At 25.7% G+C, this 16,542-nt stretch carries 15 protein-coding genes; 4 read left to right on the top strand and 11 right to left on the bottom strand.

Going from position 1 to position 16,542, the window contains the following annotated elements:
* The first annotated feature begins 67 nt into the window (after positions 1 to 67).
* The 4 genes from MBIO_RS02995 to MBIO_RS02980 all read left to right on the top strand — a co-directional run bounded on the left by MBIO_RS02995 (position 68) and on the right by MBIO_RS02980 (position 2,406).
* Positions 68 to 487 (top strand): hypothetical protein, encoded by a 420-nt coding sequence (locus MBIO_RS02995; protein ID WP_013354606.1) that lies wholly within the window; start codon positions 68 to 70, stop codon positions 485 to 487.
* 128 nt (positions 488 to 615) lie between these two features.
* Positions 616 to 1,071 carry a hypothetical protein gene (locus MBIO_RS02990; protein ID WP_013354607.1) on the top strand — a complete coding sequence of 152 codons (456 nt, stop codon included), beginning with the start codon at positions 616 to 618 and terminating at the stop codon, positions 1,069 to 1,071.
* Between the two features lie 61 nt (positions 1,072 to 1,132).
* A complete protein-coding gene (locus tag MBIO_RS02985; protein WP_013354608.1) occupies positions 1,133 to 1,846 on the top strand; it encodes a HEAT repeat domain-containing protein in 714 nt (237 codons plus the stop codon).
* A 56-nt stretch (positions 1,847 to 1,902) separates the two neighbouring features.
* A complete protein-coding gene (locus MBIO_RS02980; protein ID WP_013526836.1) occupies positions 1,903 to 2,406 on the top strand; it encodes a dUTP diphosphatase in 504 nt (167 codons plus the stop codon).
* 36 nt (positions 2,407 to 2,442) lie between these two features.
* Here the strand turns inward: MBIO_RS02980 and MBIO_RS02975 are convergent, their stop codons facing one another.
* From MBIO_RS02975 to MBIO_RS02930, 11 genes are all read right to left on the bottom strand, one after another.
* A complete protein-coding gene (locus tag MBIO_RS02975; RefSeq protein ID WP_013354610.1) occupies positions 2,443 to 2,820 on the bottom strand; it encodes an SdpI family protein in 378 nt (125 codons plus the stop codon).
* Positions 2,821 to 2,906: 86 nt separating this feature from the next.
* Positions 2,907 to 5,888: an endopeptidase La gene (gene lon, locus MBIO_RS02970; RefSeq protein WP_013354611.1), complete on the bottom strand. Its 2,982-nt coding sequence runs from the start codon at positions 5,886 to 5,888 to the stop codon at positions 2,907 to 2,909.
* Positions 5,889 to 6,028: 140 nt separating this feature from the next.
* Positions 6,029 to 8,371, bottom strand: coding sequence for a class I tRNA ligase family protein (locus tag MBIO_RS02965; protein WP_041594279.1), 2,343 nt, complete (start codon positions 8,369 to 8,371; stop codon positions 6,029 to 6,031).
* Between the two features lie 25 nt (positions 8,372 to 8,396).
* Complete coding sequence (locus MBIO_RS02960) at positions 8,397 to 9,173, bottom strand: MPN527 family putative ECF transporter permease subunit (RefSeq protein WP_015511051.1); 777 nt, start codon at positions 9,171 to 9,173, stop codon at positions 8,397 to 8,399.
* Positions 9,160 to 9,786 (bottom strand): uracil phosphoribosyltransferase, encoded by a 627-nt coding sequence (upp, locus tag MBIO_RS02955; protein ID WP_013354614.1) that lies wholly within the window; start codon positions 9,784 to 9,786, stop codon positions 9,160 to 9,162. Before upp ends, MBIO_RS02960 begins: the two co-directional genes overlap by 14 nt.
* A gap of 188 nt (positions 9,787 to 9,974) precedes the next feature.
* On the bottom strand, positions 9,975 to 10,367 hold the full coding sequence (locus MBIO_RS02950) for a hypothetical protein (RefSeq protein ID WP_013354615.1): 393 nt from the start codon (positions 10,365 to 10,367) through the stop codon (positions 9,975 to 9,977).
* Positions 10,367 to 10,615, bottom strand: coding sequence for a MurR/RpiR family transcriptional regulator (locus MBIO_RS02945; RefSeq protein ID WP_013526834.1), 249 nt, complete (start codon positions 10,613 to 10,615; stop codon positions 10,367 to 10,369). The genes MBIO_RS02950 and MBIO_RS02945 overlap by 1 nt, the downstream gene beginning before the upstream one ends.
* Before the next feature lie 126 nt (positions 10,616 to 10,741).
* Positions 10,742 to 10,915 (bottom strand): hypothetical protein, encoded by a 174-nt coding sequence (locus MBIO_RS04915; protein WP_013354617.1) that lies wholly within the window; start codon positions 10,913 to 10,915, stop codon positions 10,742 to 10,744.
* 286 nt (positions 10,916 to 11,201) lie between these two features.
* Positions 11,202 to 15,017: a rhoptry family protein gene (locus tag MBIO_RS02940; protein WP_013354618.1), complete on the bottom strand. Its 3,816-nt coding sequence runs from the start codon at positions 15,015 to 15,017 to the stop codon at positions 11,202 to 11,204.
* Between the two features lie 175 nt (positions 15,018 to 15,192).
* The gene (locus MBIO_RS05090; RefSeq protein ID WP_015511047.1) at positions 15,193 to 15,588 is read right to left on the bottom strand and encodes a transposase; all 396 of its coding nucleotides are present in this window, start codon (positions 15,586 to 15,588) and stop codon (positions 15,193 to 15,195) included.
* Entirely contained in the window at positions 15,545 to 16,309 is a 765-nt protein-coding gene (locus MBIO_RS02930; protein ID WP_013526859.1) for an IS256 family transposase, read from the bottom strand. Before MBIO_RS02930 ends, MBIO_RS05090 begins: the two co-directional genes overlap by 44 nt.
* Between the last annotated feature and the right edge of the window lie 233 nt (positions 16,310 to 16,542).

Below are 16,542 nucleotides of genomic sequence, written 5' to 3'. Positions count from 1 at the left end.
TTCTTCAAAATTAAAATTTATTTTTTATAATACTAAGGTAATAAAATTACATTTTTAAAGGAGAAAAATGCATAGAAAAAATCCTAAAAGTTCAGCTATTGCTTTGATTGTTTTATCACTTTTAAGCGCTGTTATAACAGGAATTGCAATATTTATGTTTATTGATGTTGCAGTTAAAATATTTAAAAGTGGAGAAGAAACAAATGAATATATTAAAAATAACTGAAAAGAAATTATTATCCCTACTGCATTAATTTTATCAATACTTCCTATAAGCGTTGCTTCATTTGTATTACATATTGTTATAACTATTCAAGCAAGCAAATTAGAAGATAAAAAATCAATGATAATCTTAATTATAGGATTCTTCGTTGGAATATTAACATTCATCGGAGCATTTATTTATATTTCTGATGCTCAAAAAGAAAATAAAAACTACTTCAATTATTTTAAATCAGATGAATCAATTGACTCAAAAGCAGAATAGAATTAATTTTAAAGACATTCTTATGTGAGTGTCTTTTTTTAAAAAATTTTTTTATTTTGTTTAAATTTATATAAAATTAAATTGCATCGGAAAATAGATGTTTTTGAGTTTAAATGAAAAGGAGATCTATGTCAACAGAAAACAAAACAGAATCTTTAAACAAAGTAAACAATGAAAAATTGGAAGCAAAAGAATTAAGCTATACTAAATGAATAGTTATTTGCAGTATTATTGCATGTAGCTTTATTGGATTTTTAATTCTTTTAGCTATTATTCAAAGTATTGTTATTGCGACTAATGGTTATACTCGATCATCTGCACTAACTTTTTCATTATTTACACTTATTGTTGGATTAGCACTAGGTGCAGTTTGAGTTACAATAACAGTATTTTCAATTTTCTTAGCAATTTACACTTCAGAATGAAATGATAAGACATTTATGATTTTATTTATAATTGGTTGCTTTATTTGAATTGTTTCCTTTGTTGCTGCTATACTACTTAGAAAAAAAGCAAATGTACAATTCTTCAAAGATGAAGTTATTGTAGTTAAAAAAGAAGTAGAAAAACAAGAAGAAAAATAATAATAAAATTATATAATATATGAGCCAAATTAAGGCTCATTTTTATATCAAAAGGATACTTATGAAACCAGTAGAAAATAAAAAACAATGATTATCAAGAGGTTATGTTGATCAAGAAGATATTGCAGAATTTGAAAACAAAAGCAAAAAAGAATTACTAGAATTATTGCAACATGAATATGCATGAGTTAGATCTTCTGCGGCTTATAATTTATCTCCTATGGATGAAGAAAGTGTAGATGCATTATTAAAACGATTAGAAAAAGAAGACAAACTTTATACTAAAATCGCTATTTGTGAAACTTTAGAAACAGGTAATGCTTTTACAGCTAATAAAATGATTGAATATTTGAGCAAAATTGGTAATAACCAAATTAAAGAATTGCCTAAATATATTAGTAATAAAAGTTCTTATCCACTACCAAGAGACATTATTGCCAAATCTTTAGCTAAAATGCATACTTCAATTTTTCCTCTTTTACTTGAAACTCTTAAGCAAGGAACAATTGAACAAAAACAAGAAGTTATTGATGCAATTGGTTACATTTGTTTTAATAAAAAAGAATTAGCTACTGAAAAACTTTTAAATGAGCTAATTGATGTTTATGGTCAAAATATTGATAATAAAATTTTTGTTTGGAAATTTTTAACATTATTATCAGCTTTTAATTTTGAAGCAAGTAAAGAAATACTTAACTCATATTTAAATAGCAAAGATACTTTATCAAAAGAAGCAACTCACTCTTTAGATATATTAAAGGAAGCAAATATTTAGCTAAATAATAATTTAGCTTTTTTATTGCGCTTTTAAACTTGTTGTATAATTGAAACATGAATTTAACAAAAATATTTACAATGCAAAAAGATCTTGACAAAGCTATTGCAGCTCGTAATGATATTGATGCAAAGACTTCAAAAAGCAAAATTAAAGAATTTCACTACATGAAATTATTAGCTTTACTTGTTGAAACGGCAGAATTTGCAAATGAAGTCCAAACATTCAAATATTGAAAAGCAAAAAAACAAATTGATAAAGACAAAGCTTTAGAAGAATTTGCTGATATATTGCACTTTGTTGGCTCTTTTGCTTATCAATATGAAGTTGATCCTAACATCACACCATTAATAATGAGTAAGGATGTTAATAAACAAATTTGCTTATTATTCCAAACAATTTCTTCAGCAACAAATAACATCAATAAATATGTTATTGGAGAAATATTAGCTTTAACTTTAGGGGTTGCTAAATTATTAGGTTACAGTCAAAAAGATCTTTTAGAAGCTTATTACAACAAAAACAAAAAGAATTACGAACGCATTAAAAATAAATATTAGAAGCATTGTTACATGCTTCTATTTTTTATGGATTTTTTATAAATCTGTAATTATTTTGTCTCTTTTTTTAAGTTTTAATTCAATGTAAATAATGATTGAAAAGAAACTCAAAAATCAAATTGCAAAAATTATTATGAATAAATAATGATAATCTTTAAGTGAAAAAACAATGCTGCAAGAAATAAAAGACAATATTAAAATGACTATACTTTGAGAAAACAAACCTCTTCCAAAAGTGTGATTTGCATAATAAAAGTATTCATGATTTTTTAATGATAATTTTGTTCTATAGCTAAAAACTTTATTAAGCTTAGGAGTTTTTCAATAAAAATTTGTTCCAAAAATTGTTCCGATAATAGCTAATAATAAAGTTATTGATAATAAAACATAACTTATAATTTGCATTTCTTTCATCTTAAATATTATACATTAGTTGTTACTTTTTAAAAAATATGAGGGTATTAAAAAAACTTATATTCAACGAATATAAGTCATTTAAATTATTTCTTATTTGCCTGTTTTATAGACTTTTTAGTCGAATCGCTTTTATCAGTTGTAGGCTTTTGATCTTTAAAAATGTGATTATAAATTTCTTCATAAGTTTCAACTGGAATAAAGGTAATTGCTTTTTTAACTTCTTCAGGAATATCTGCTAAATTCTTTTCATTGTCTTTTGGAATAAATACAGTTTTGATTCCTTTTTTATATGCAGCAAATGATTTTTCTTTTAATCCACCAATTTCAAAAACACGACCTCTTAAAGTAATTTCACCTGTCATTGCAATATCTTGAGGTACAGGTTTATTACTTAAAGCACTAACTAAAGCAGTTGTAAATGTTACACCAGCACTAGGCCCATCTTTAGGAACAGCTCCTTCTGGAACGTGAATATGAATTTCTCTTTCATCAAAAGCAAAATCTTTAATATCAAATTTTTCAGCATTAGCTCTTACATATGAAAGAGCAATATTGGCTGATTCCTTCATAACATCTTTAAGCGAACCGGTTAATTTGATACCGCTATTTTTACTCTTGAAGCTTGAAACTTCGATTTGCAATGTTGTTCCACCTATTGAAGTGTAAGCTAAACCGTTAACAACTCCAACTTGAGGTTCTTTCGTATCTTGGTGATCTGTAAATTTAGGAGTACCTAACATTTCAGTAACAATATCTTTTGTTATTGTAAATTTAGCAATTTTTTCACCTTCAACAATTCTTGTAACTATTTTACGAGCAATTTTATCTAAATCTCTCTTAAGTCCACGAACACCAGCTTCAGCTGTATAGTGTTTGATAATAAATTCTAGTGTTTTATCATCAATATTGAATTGTTCTTTTTTAAGACCTGCTTGTTGAATTGTAGAATCAATTAAGTGTTCACGTGCAATTTTAATTTTTTCATTAATTGTATATGAGTTTAATTCGATAATTTCCACACGGTCAATTAAAGGAGCAGGAATATTTTCGTAGTAGTTAGCAGTTGCAATAAACATAACTTTTGATAAGTCATATTCATGTTCAAGATAGTTATCTTGGAATTTTGTGTTTTGTTCAGGATCTAATACTTCAAGCATTGCACTAGCTGGATCACCTTTATAATCAGATGACATTTTGTCAATTTCATCCAATAAAATAAGTGGGTTAGATACACCAGCTCTTTGGATAGCTTTAATAATTTTACCTGGCATTGAACCTACATAAGTACGTCTGTGACCTCTAATTTCACTTTCATCATGCACACCACCAAGACTAATTTTAATGTAACTTTTGTTAAGCGCTTCAGCAATAGCTCTGGCTAAAGAGGTTTTACCAGTACCTGGAGGACCAACTAAAGTAAGAATAGGAACATTGTTAAATTCTGTTTGTAATTTAGCATTTTTTTCATCTTCTTTAAATAAGGACATATCAATTTGATAATTTTTGTCAATATCAATTAATTTGTCTTGGTCTGATTTTTTAGATAAGTTTTTATGGTTAATAATTAATGATAAGTATTCAATAATACGTTCTTTAACTTTTTCTAAGCCGTAGTGATTTTTATCTAAAACTTCTTTGGCACGTTTGATGTCTAAAGTTTCAACTTCTATTTTTCTTCAAGGCATTTTCTTTAATGTGCTGATGTAAGTAGCAGCAACATTAGCATCTGGTGTTCCTGACATCATACCTTTAAGTCTTTCCTTTTCTGTAGAGATAATTTTTAAAACACTTTCAGGATAAATTTGTTTTAATTTAGGATCATGAATAAGTTTTGAAAATGAGTCATCTTCTTCATCACCTTCTGAATCATTTTCTGAAAGACTTTCTTTAATAGCTTTAAGTTTTTCTCTTAAAAGAAATTCTTTTTGTTGTTTTTCTAAATTACTTTTAACTTTTTGGTTTATTTCATTTTCTAATAAAGCTTCAGCAATAGGATCTTTAGAATCTTTTTCACTCTTAGGTTTTTTAGTTAATAAGTTTTTTTTGTTTTCTTGAACTTTTTTAGTTTTTTCATTTTCTTCGTTGTATTCTTTTGCAACTTCTTTAATTTCATTAGCTCTAAAAATTGCTTCTGTTTCAAAGTATTTTACAGCTGCTTTTGAATTTGTGTTAATGCTTTTTGTTTTAGTATAGTTTTCGTCAAAAAATTTAAGTGAATTAATGATCCCTTTTTCTTTTGGAGTTCAACCAAAATTACGATATGAATAAAGTAATAATGACAAGTAATCAATATGGTCATTAACTGAATCTAAGTTAAAGATATCCATCTTATAAAGGCTATTTAAAGCAAAATAAATTAAAAGGGCTTCAACAATATTTTCGCCAGATTCATCATAATCTTCATCTCAACGAGGCGTGTTAAACATGCTTTCTTCCATTCATTTACTTTGTGCTCCTTCTGATTCTTTTAAGCTTAAATTATGATCTAAAATTTTGCTTCATAATCCTTTTTCAACTAAGTTTGTAATAGTTTTATCTAATACATTTAATTTTTTAACTGAATCTTTACTTAATTTATTTTCATAAGAACTTTTTGAAGCAACTGCAAATTCAACATTATATGAATTTTCAGGTGTTTTTTCACTATTATCTTCTAAATGAGTAATTTTATAACGTCCAATTCCTTTTACTTTAAGTTTATATCTATCGATTTCTTTTGAATCTTGTTTGTATTCAATATTTAAATCAAGCACTCTAACATAAGAACAATATTTGTTTACATTGTTACTTTTTGTAACTATTTTTTTTCTGCTTTCATCGCTGCCATCATATTTGTTTTTTGCGTAGTCAAAATAACCAATAAATAAATATTTAGCTTGGTCATTTTTTTCTTTCTTTTCATCATGACTAATTGATTCAAAATAATTAAACAAGTGATTTAAATATTGATCACTAAAACTTTGGTTTTTTGTTTTTATTTCTAAAATTTTTGTTTCATGATTATAAACTGCGTCAGATAAATATTCTTTATCTAAGACGTCCAACAGTAAGATTTTTTCTTTCATATGGTCTCCTTCTAAAATACATAATTTATATTTTAGCACTCTTATGCCTAAAGTGCCAAATATTTTTATATTTTCTTAATCTATTCTTAACATTTATTTAATAAATAAATAAAATTAGGAATTATTTGTGATTTTTGGCTCTATTTAGCCTTTATAACTAGGTTAACAATTTTATTTGGCACAAAAATTTCTTTAATAACAACTTGATTTTCTAATCATTTAGCAGCTTCATTTTTAGCTAAATTTAAAACATAATCTTTGTTATTGTTTGCTAAGTCAACTGTAATTTGAACTCTCATTTTGCCATTAATTGTTACTCCATAAGTGATTTCATCATGTTCTAAAGCACTATTATCAACACTAAAGTCCTTAAGGTTTTTAAGCTTAAAGAATTGCTCACTTAATTCTCAAGCTAAATGTGGAATAAATGGTTCCAAAATGTTTAATAAAACATAGTACATTTCTTTAATTAATAATGAGTTAGTAATCTTATCATAAGCATTGAAAGTTTCCATAGCTCAAGCAATTATAGTATTAAAAGCATAATTATTACGTCTATCACTAAACAAGTTTTCTTGCTTAATTAAACCTTGATAAAGTTTTCTTCTAGCATTCTTTTCTTCATTGTTTAATTTTAGATTTTTAATATCAGCTAACTTGTCTTTAGCCTTAACTTCTTTTCTTCTTGCTATTAATCTTTTAATAAATTTATGACAACCTTCAATACCTGAGGAAATTCATTCAAGTTCTTTTTCAGGCGGTGCTGCAAAAAGAACAAAAAGCCTCATAGTATCAGCATCATATTTTTTAATCATTTCATCTGGGCTAACAACATTACCTTTTGATTTAGACATCTTAAGTCCATCTTTAAGAATCATTCCTTGAGTTAATAAATTATCAAAAGGTTCTCTAAAGTCAACCATTTTTAAGTCTGCTAAAACTTTAGTAAAGAAACGTGCATACAGTAAGTGCAAAATAGCATGTTCAACTCCACCGATGTATTCATCAACATTATTTCAGTATTTTAATTGAACTTTATCAAAAATATGGCTTTCTCTTTTAGCTGGTGGTGTCGTATATCTTAAAAAGTATCAGCTTGATTCAAAGAAGGTATCAAAAGTATCAGTTTCTCTGGTTGCTTTTGAGTGACATTTAGGGCACTTAGTTTCCAATCATTTATTATTTGTTTTAAGTGGGTTGCCACTAGTAGTAAAGTTGACTTTGTAAGGCAAAGTAACTGGTAAGTTTTCTTCTTTTTCAGGAACTAAACCACACTTAGCACAATTGATCATAGGAATAGGAGCGCCTCAATATCTTTGGCGACTAATTCCTCAATCTTGTAAGTTGATTTTACTCGAGTTTTCAAGCTTACTAAAATCAGCTTTGTTATTTGCATAATTAGTAATTTCTAAGTTATTAAATTTGGCAAATTCTTCATGACTTTTAACTTTAGTAGTATCGATAATTTGACTTCTATTTTTTTCTCCGAGAGAACAAAAATCACTAACATAAATTTTGTATTTTTGATTATTTACTGGATTAATTGCTTGAAGTGGTAAAGCTAAACATAATTTTTGCGAAAAATCTTTTGCTGTAGCTTTTGCTTTAATTAAATTAAGTTTTTCAATTTCTTTATCACTTAATTTATTTTCTTCAATTAATTGTTTAACAAGGCCATGATTTGCACCAATAGTTATAAAATTCATGGTTACTAAAATATCTTTGTTTTTTGTAAAAATATCAATATTACTAAAGTGATTTTGATTATTTTCAACTATGTCAAATTTTGCCAAAAAGCCTGTTTCATAGCCAATTCAGTTTTTTTGCATCATTAAAACTTTGTCAGGTCAATGATTTTTTAATAACTCTAAATCATTTTGTAATTCTTCTGCGTAGTTTCTAATTTTTAAGTAATATTGTTCCATTTCTTTTTGAACAACAATATTGCCACAACGTCAACATTTTCCATCTTCAACTTGTTCATTTGCTAAAACTGTTTGATCATTTTCGCATCAATTTAATAATGCTTTTTTACGATATACTAAACCTTTTTTTCACATCTTAATGAAAATCAATTGTTCTCATTTTGTATAAATTTCATCAGCTGTAATACATTCATAATTTCAAGCAAAAGAGATTCCCAAATCCTTTAATTTAGGGTTCATATTTTTAATGTTTTTGTATGTTCAATCTTTAGGGTGAATGCCATTTTTAATAGCTGCATTTTCAGCTGGTAAACCAAAAGCATCTCAACCAAAAGGATGTAAAACATTAAAACCTTTACGACGATAATAACGTGCTAAAACATCGCCGATTGCATAGTTTCTAACATGCCCCATATGAATATTTCCACTTGGATAAGGGAACATACTTAAGATATATTTCTTTGGTTTCTTGGTTGTTTTTTGTGGTTCAAAATATTGAGTTTCAGCTCAATAATTTTGTCATTTTTTTTCGACTTTATGTTGATTATATGTTGACATTTTGACTCCTAAAATGATGTCTAAATTATTTGTGATTATCATTTAATTTTGCATAACAAGCTTGAATAAAAATATTTTTAAAATGTTTCTTTTTATTGATTTCAAGTAAATCGGATTTTCAAAGTTTAGCTTTAATATTGAAGGCTAAAAAGATAAAAATTATTAAAGCATTTAAACTTAAGTTAATAATATTGAAGAGAGCAAAAATAGTGCTAGTGCCTAAATAATAGTTGTTTATATTAAGAAATAGACCTTTGAATTTGTCTCAATTTTTTATCATTGAATTAATTGTGGCAGGTTCATTTTTTAATGCGCCAAAAGCTTTAAAGTATCAAGGTGTTGTAATAAAAACGTTAACAAAAGTTAAAAACAAAGTTGTAATGACTGCTGCTAAAGATAATTCAGCAATATAAAAATCTATTTGTTTTCGAATTGAATTTTGATAAATTGTTTTATTAAAAAACTTATATAGAAAATAAAAAGTTAATACAAAAGTTAGCTGAGTTAAAGCTAAAAGGAAATGTCCTAATAAACCAATAGGATCATAACAATTGCTGCCATAGGCAGGGCCTATTATTGCTAAAAGTAATATTAAGACTAAAGCTGATCAAGGTGCAATTGCTAAAGCGCTAAAAGTAACGACAACAAGTGCAAAATCAAACTTTAAAAAAGGCGCTAAAGGAAATTTCATAAAGCTTGAGCAAGTAATATTAACTACAATTGCTAAAGCTAATAAAACTCCAGTTTGGACTATTTTTTTAACAATACTTTTGCCATAATAAATACTTTTATTTTGTTCCAAAAATACGGTCTCCTGCGTCGCCTAAACCAGGTTCAATATATTTTTGATTATTGAGTTTTTTGTCTAGAGCAGCTAAATAAATTTCAAAGTCTTTACCAAAAGCCTTTTCAACAGCTGCTACTCCTTCTTTAACTCCAACTAAGCACACTAAATGAATATTAGTAAAGCCATCTGATTTTAATTTTTTAATAGCATCAACTGCGCTACCGCCAGTAGCGAGCATTGGATCAACTACAAAAATGTAGCTATCTTTTTTAACTTCTGGCATTTTGTAAAAATACTCATGAGCTTGATGAGTTACTTCATCGCGGTAAAGTCCAATGTGACCAACTCTAGCTTCAGGCATTAATTCAAGTAAGCCATCTAACATTCCAAGCCCAGCTCTTAAAATTGGCACAATAACTATTTCTTTATCAAAAGTAGCTCCTACATATTCTTGATTTAAAGGTGTCACTATTTTTCTAGCTTTAGTTTTATAGTTTCTTAAAACTTCATACACCATTAATGATGCGATTTCATTTAAGTTTCTTCTAAAACGAGAGTGATTTGCTTCTTTATCTCTCATATTAGTCAGCTTAATTGAAATAAGCGGATGATCTAAAACTTTTAACATCTTTTTTCCTCCTTATATATTAATCTAAATAATAATACTATATATTAAATATATTGTTTGCATTTTTAATAAATAATATATATATTAAAAAAATAAGTTGGCTGAAAAATGTCAAAAATTAAAAAAGAAAAATGCAAACTAGTTGCATTAATCTAATAAATTAATATTTATTAAAAGGATTTTCTAAGTTACTGACTTTTTTGCCTTTTTTTAATAATTTTAACTGTTTTTTCACTGGTTTTTGAATATTTTTTTCTTTGTTGACTATTTCAGAAATCTCTTTTAAAATTAATCTTATAAAATTTATCAAGTTGAGGATCTAAACTAAAGATTAAATAAAAGTAGATTAAATCTGTTAAAAAGTAAACACTAATTTTTGAGCCTAATGAAGCAGAAGTTTTAATATGTTGAGCTAAATTTGTTAAATTTAAAATACTTAAAGCATTTAATTTTGCAATACTTGTGCTTTGAGTTCATAAAGCATAATTAATGTTCTTGTTTTCCAAAATTTCACAAACTTTTATAACTTCAGCTGTTTCAAAAGAATGCGAAATAACTGTAACAAAAGCATCTGGACCCATTAAACATAAACTATGTTAAAAAAATCATGCATATTGTTAATAGGTAATGAAGTAAGTCTAATTTTGTTTAAATTTTCACGTAAATAACTAGCTACTTTTTCACTTTGCCCAATACCAAAAAATATGTGATTTTTAGTTTCGCTTAATAAATTGCAATACTCTTTAATTTCTTCTTTGTTAATTGACTCATAAGTTTTTTGTAAGCTTGAAGTATAGTAAGCAAAGATGTTTTTACTTATTTCATGCATACTTAAATTTGAACCAACATTGATTCTTGTTCAATCATCTGTTACTATTGTTCTTTTAGTAATATAGATTTGTAAAGATTTAAAACTAATAAAACTAGCTGCTCGAGCAAAACGAGTTAATGTTAGCTATGAAACAAACATTTTTTCAGTTAATTCAATTGAAGAGTTGTTTAAAAAAATTTCTGTTTTATTGTCGATATAATCGACTATGAATCTATACGTTTCATTTTCAGGTAAAAATTTTAAATATTTTTTTGAAGTAACTTTGACTTTAAATTTTTCATATCTTAATTTTAACAAATTAAAAAAATAAAATTCGAAGTTTAAAAATTATAGTGAACCCCAAATTCCGGACTTTTTGGAAAAGGGTTCATACCAAATAAGATAATGTTTTTTGAGCATTATTTTATTTTGTTCTACAATATTATTAGGTGTTGATGTAAAGTCAATTCTTTTCTATTGAGAAAGTGAGAGACTTTACACAAAATTATAAATAGTCTTAATAATATTTTTTAATTTAAATAATAAATGAACCCCTTTTTGAAAAAGAAATTTGGGGTTCAGCATAATATTAAATTTCGTTAATTTATCAAATAAGTTTGCTGTATGTATTATTACTTGTTTCAGTAAAGATTTTTGATCATTTATCTCAAATTGAAACTGTTTCAGAAGATTTATTTTTCAAAATGTATCTTTCGGTGATTGCATATTCTGATTTTCAGTACATTTTATTTCATATGTAGTATGAAGCATCAAAGTTTCCTAATGGGTTATCAAGAGTAAATTTAAAAATGTAATTTACTCATGAAATAGGAGCTCCATTATGTTGTAATATGAAAGCTGAATTATGTTCTACTGTTCTTAAATATGAGAATAATGTATTAGAAAATGGCATATATTCAAATAGTGGGTTAGTACTATCATATTTTTCATCTGATTTTCCACGTTTTGTTATATAGTGAGGACCATAGAAATTACTTGGTAATACTCCAATAGGATATTCTTCTCCTGTTTTTTTGTTATAAACATTAACTCTATTTCTTAATGGATTATTTCCAATTGCGTAATGAGATTTGTTTTCTTCTCCACTTCATCTTTCTCATATTCCTTCATAATATCCATTGCTTGTTGGATTGTTGTATTTAATAAAATCAAAAGCATATTTTATTTTGTAAAGAGCATCATTTAAATTAACAAAATTGCCTTGAAAATCATCTTTAAACATTATTTTAGAATCTGACATTTTTTTGATATTTGAAAGCATTTTTTCAGTTATTGTTTTCTCATATTCTATTAATTTGGCTAAAGTATATAGATCATCATGTCCACTTCAAATATCATTTTGTATTGCTTTTAAATAATCGCCATTATTTTTATTAGGATATGCTTCTTTTATATATTTAACTGTTGGTATACTATAATCTAGTGGTAGATTATTATCTTCTGGAGGTTCAATAATTGTATGTCAAGGCCTTCAATATTGATTTTCAATTTGCTTACCTTGTTCGATTTCACTAGTACTATTTCCTTTATCTACTCCATATCGGTGTCATGAATATTCGGCTCTAACTTTATCACCTTTAGAATTTCCTCAGCCTCCATTTGTGTTACCTTTTGAGTATCCTCCAGTATCTAAATCTGAAATATGGTCATATAGATGTTTTTTGCCTAGAACTTTAGGTTTAGTTCAAATTTTTGATTTTTCATCTCAATTTGCATTATCTTGTGAGACAGATGTTGGTCTATACAATTTTGTTGGAGATCAGTATACATCACCATAATTGAATTTTTCATGTAATAAGTAAATTAGTTTGTTTATGAAATATTCTCTTAAATCTTTAACAGCTAATAAATAATCATTTTCTAAATAATTTTTAATTAAATTAGTGTTTGTAAAATCAACGCCACCATCAAGTTGTTGCAAAGCTTTTAAACCTTCACTATCTAATTTAGAAATTTGATCATTTTTAATTGCATTCATTTCATTTTTTGCAAAAACAAGTGAACTTTCTTGTTCTGAAGTTAATTTTGCTTTTTGTTCAGTTTTTGCTTTTTCTTTTACATATTCATTATAGTAATTAAGAACACCAAATCATTTTTTAACAAAGTTAACTTTGTTGTCTTTATCAGCTTGAACAGCACTAAAGTTTTCTGTAGAATTAACATTTTTATAAGTTTCAATTGCAGCATCAAAAATTTTGTTTTTATATTCATATACTTTAGAATCCACATTTGCTATTGCTGCTAATTTTGCATCCATTTCATTGTATGATTCTAAGCAAAATTGAGCTTCATTTTCTAAGAAATTACTATAAAGTTTATCTTTTTCATTAATTGATGAAAGAAAATTATTGATTAAATTAATTTTTTCAAATAGTCCTTTAAATTTTTCTTTGTCATTTTGAATTTCACTGTTTTCAATTGAAGATATTTCTTTAGTTGATAAATCAGGTTTGTTATTATCAATATCTTCAATTGTTTTTTTAACATCTTCAAATTGGCTTAATGTTTTTAAATTAGCAAAAACTTTTGATAAGAAATCAACAATTTTTGGATTTGCATTACTAATAAGTTTTGAAATTTCTTTAGGTTTTGAAGCAAAGTTATTAACTTTTTGTAAGTTTAAATCAGTTGCGTTTTTAATAATTTTAAATATTTCTAAATAATTTGTTTCATATTTTTTAAGATTTGAAATTATTTCAAAGAATGCTGAAATATTATTAATTTTGTTGTCAATATCAGAATCTAAATTAGCTTTTAATAAAGGATCTAGTTTAGTTTGTATATCAATTATTGATTTATAAGAAGTTTCAAATAAATTAAATCCATTTAATGTTGTTTTGTTTGCTTCTAATGCTAAATTAAATTCATTTAATCTTGATTTAATGTTAACAAAGGCTTTTTTAAATCAATTTTTTATTGAATCTAATTCATTTTTGCTATTAACATAATCATTAATTAATTTGTTTCTGCCTTCAATATACTTGTCTCATTTGAGAGAATTTAATTCAATTTTAGATTTTTGTACAAATTCATCAATAATTTGTTTTGAGTTATTTAGTTTAGCTAATCTAACTGTTGTTTCAATTGAATCAACATTTGAATTATAAGCATTTAAAAATTCTTTAATAACAGATTGAATAGAAGTTGTCAAATTATTTTCGTCATTTAAAATAGCTTGAGTTTTGTTAATAAATTCGTCTAATTTTTCAAAAGAAATTTGATTTGAACTTTCAACAAATGAATTAAATTCATTAAGACCATTAATAATAGATGTTAATGATTTGCTGCTTAAGTCTAGAATTTGAGATTTGTTAAATAATTTTGTATTTTCAATTGTTTTGACAAAAGTATTAACATAACGATTTATATATTCTTTTGTATTTCCATATGATTGTTCCAATGTTTTACATGCCTTAATAATATCTTCTATAATAACACTTCTATTTACTGAAACACCGTTTTTTTCTAATATAACGTCATAATTATTAGAGTCAAATCTTGACAATAAAATCTTTTTAACAGCATTGATAGGATTTAAAATTGGAGAATTATTACTTGCAATAGTATTAGCATCTTCTATTTTTGCTGATAATTCTTCTATTTTAGATATGTTTGACATGAATTTTTTAATTAAACCATCTTTATTAACATATTTTTTAATAATTTTGTCATTTCAAACATGAAAATCAGATTTAATAAAATCTGCTGCCTTATCAATCATTTCAGTTGAAATGTTAGGTTTTGTGTTGTTTGAAAGTGCTTCTTCTTCGATTTTACTTAAAATGTTTTGATAATCTTTAATTTTGAGTTCTAAAGAATCTAATTCACTTTTACTATTAGCATCAACAAATTTTTCATCTGCGGTTTTTAAAGTTAATAAATCATTACTACGAACAATAAAATCTTGGATTGATTTTTTGATATTTTCATATTCGCTTTGATTAATAACTTGTTTTGTTCTTTCTATCATCTCTGGTAAAAGATTTTGAATTATTTTCTTTTCATTACTGTGTTTAGCAGCTCTTATATAACTTTTGTTACCAAAGTGGCGGCCAACATGATATGAAGAGTGTTGATCAATAATTCCTTGTAAATCTTTAATAAGTTTTTCATTTGAATCAATTTGAGTTTGGCACAAACTTAGTTCATTTCAAAGACTAGAAAGTCATTCTTGATTCTCATATTTCTTTCAAATTTCTTTTAATTTGTTGTCTTTTTCTTTTAATTTTTGATTTGATTCTTTAAAGTATTTTATGCTGTTTTCAATTCACAATTTTTCTTTTTTATAGTTTGAATGGTCAACTGCATAACCAATTAAAGTACCGGCTGATACTGCGCCAACAACCCCAGCAGAAATACCCATTGTTAAAGCTACAATTTTTTTTGTGCTATTTTTCATAGTTGTCTCCTTATATTTAACATAAAAAAATTAAATTTTCGGGACATAAGGAAAATTATGTCTTAAAAATAACCATAAAAAGTACCAAAAAAAGGCAAAAATTATTTTCTAAAAATACTATAACTTATAAAAGTAAGACATACCATTAAAGATTTTTAAAATTTTGAAAAAAATTTTATTCTTCATTTTCAAAATCAATAATTTTAAATTCATTTAATATGCTAGATCAATTTCTAATTCTTGAATTACTTCATTTTTTTATGATTTGTTGAGATGCTAGAAAAAGAATTTTTAAAAGACTATCATCAGATGGGAAAACCTTTTTTGTTTTTGCATATTTTCTAAATACACTATTTAAATTTTCGATTGGATTAGTGGTATAAATGAGCGTTCTTATTTCAAGGGAGTAATCAAACATTGTAGAAATTTCAGATCAGTTTTGTCTTCATATTGAAATAGATGTAGGATATTTTTTGCCTCATTTATCTTCAAAAATATCCAAATTATCCATTGCATTTTTTGCATCATTAGATTGATATACAGATTTTAAATCTTTGCAAAATTCTTTCATATCATTTAACAGAATTTCTAATCATATGTACAATGCAACGTTGTTGCTTACTATTAGGAAAAACAACTTCTATAGATTGTTGTATACCTTTTAAATTATCTGAGCAAATAATATCAATTTTACTAATTCCTCTATTTTTAAGAGCATTTAGGACAGACATTCAAAACTTTGTCGATTCATTTTCTCCAATATAAAGTCCTAGAATTTCTTTTTGCCCATCACTATTAATACCCATAATAACATATGTAGCTTTCTTAGTTACAACATTATTATCTACAACATGAAAATGTACTGCATCAATATAAATTATTGAATAATATGTTTCAAGTTTTCTTTCTTGTCATAATCTTGCGTCTTCGACAATTTCGTTAGTTAATTGACTTATTTGTGCTGGAGAATAATTAACACCATATTTGCTAAACATAAAATCATTTACATCTCTTGTTGACATTCCTCTAGAATATAAAGCAAATATCATATCAACTAATTCAGAAATATCACGTTCACACTTCTTGATGATTATAGGTTCAATTTTTGCTTCACGATCTCTTGGAATGTCAATTTCCATTTGGCCATATTGACTATTAACATTTTTCTTAAAAAAATCATTTCTATAATTTTTTTTGAACTTTATTATCATTTTTTCGTAACCTATAAAATTATCAAATTCTTTGTTCATCATTTTTTGGATTGTATTTTGAAATACTTCTTTCATAGCCATATTAAGATCACCAGTAGTAACTTGGTTTTAATTTTCTAAATTTTTTTGTTATTTCATCAATAGCAGGATTTATTAACCTTCTTTTCATAAATAAAAAAATCCTTTCTTAATTGATAAAATATTATCAGGAAATGATTTTAAGACTTTACACAAAATTTTTTATAGTTCCCAATTTTAAAAAACAGGCAAGACCTGTTGGTGATGTAAATTATTAGTGGGATAAGTTAGAAATT

The sequence above is a fragment of the Mycoplasmopsis fermentans PG18 genome, from assembly GCF_000209735.1.
Classification (GTDB): domain Bacteria; phylum Bacillota_I; class Bacilli_A; order Mycoplasmatales; family Metamycoplasmataceae; genus Mycoplasmopsis; species Mycoplasmopsis fermentans.
This window is presented reverse-complemented; position numbering and strand designations above follow the sequence as displayed.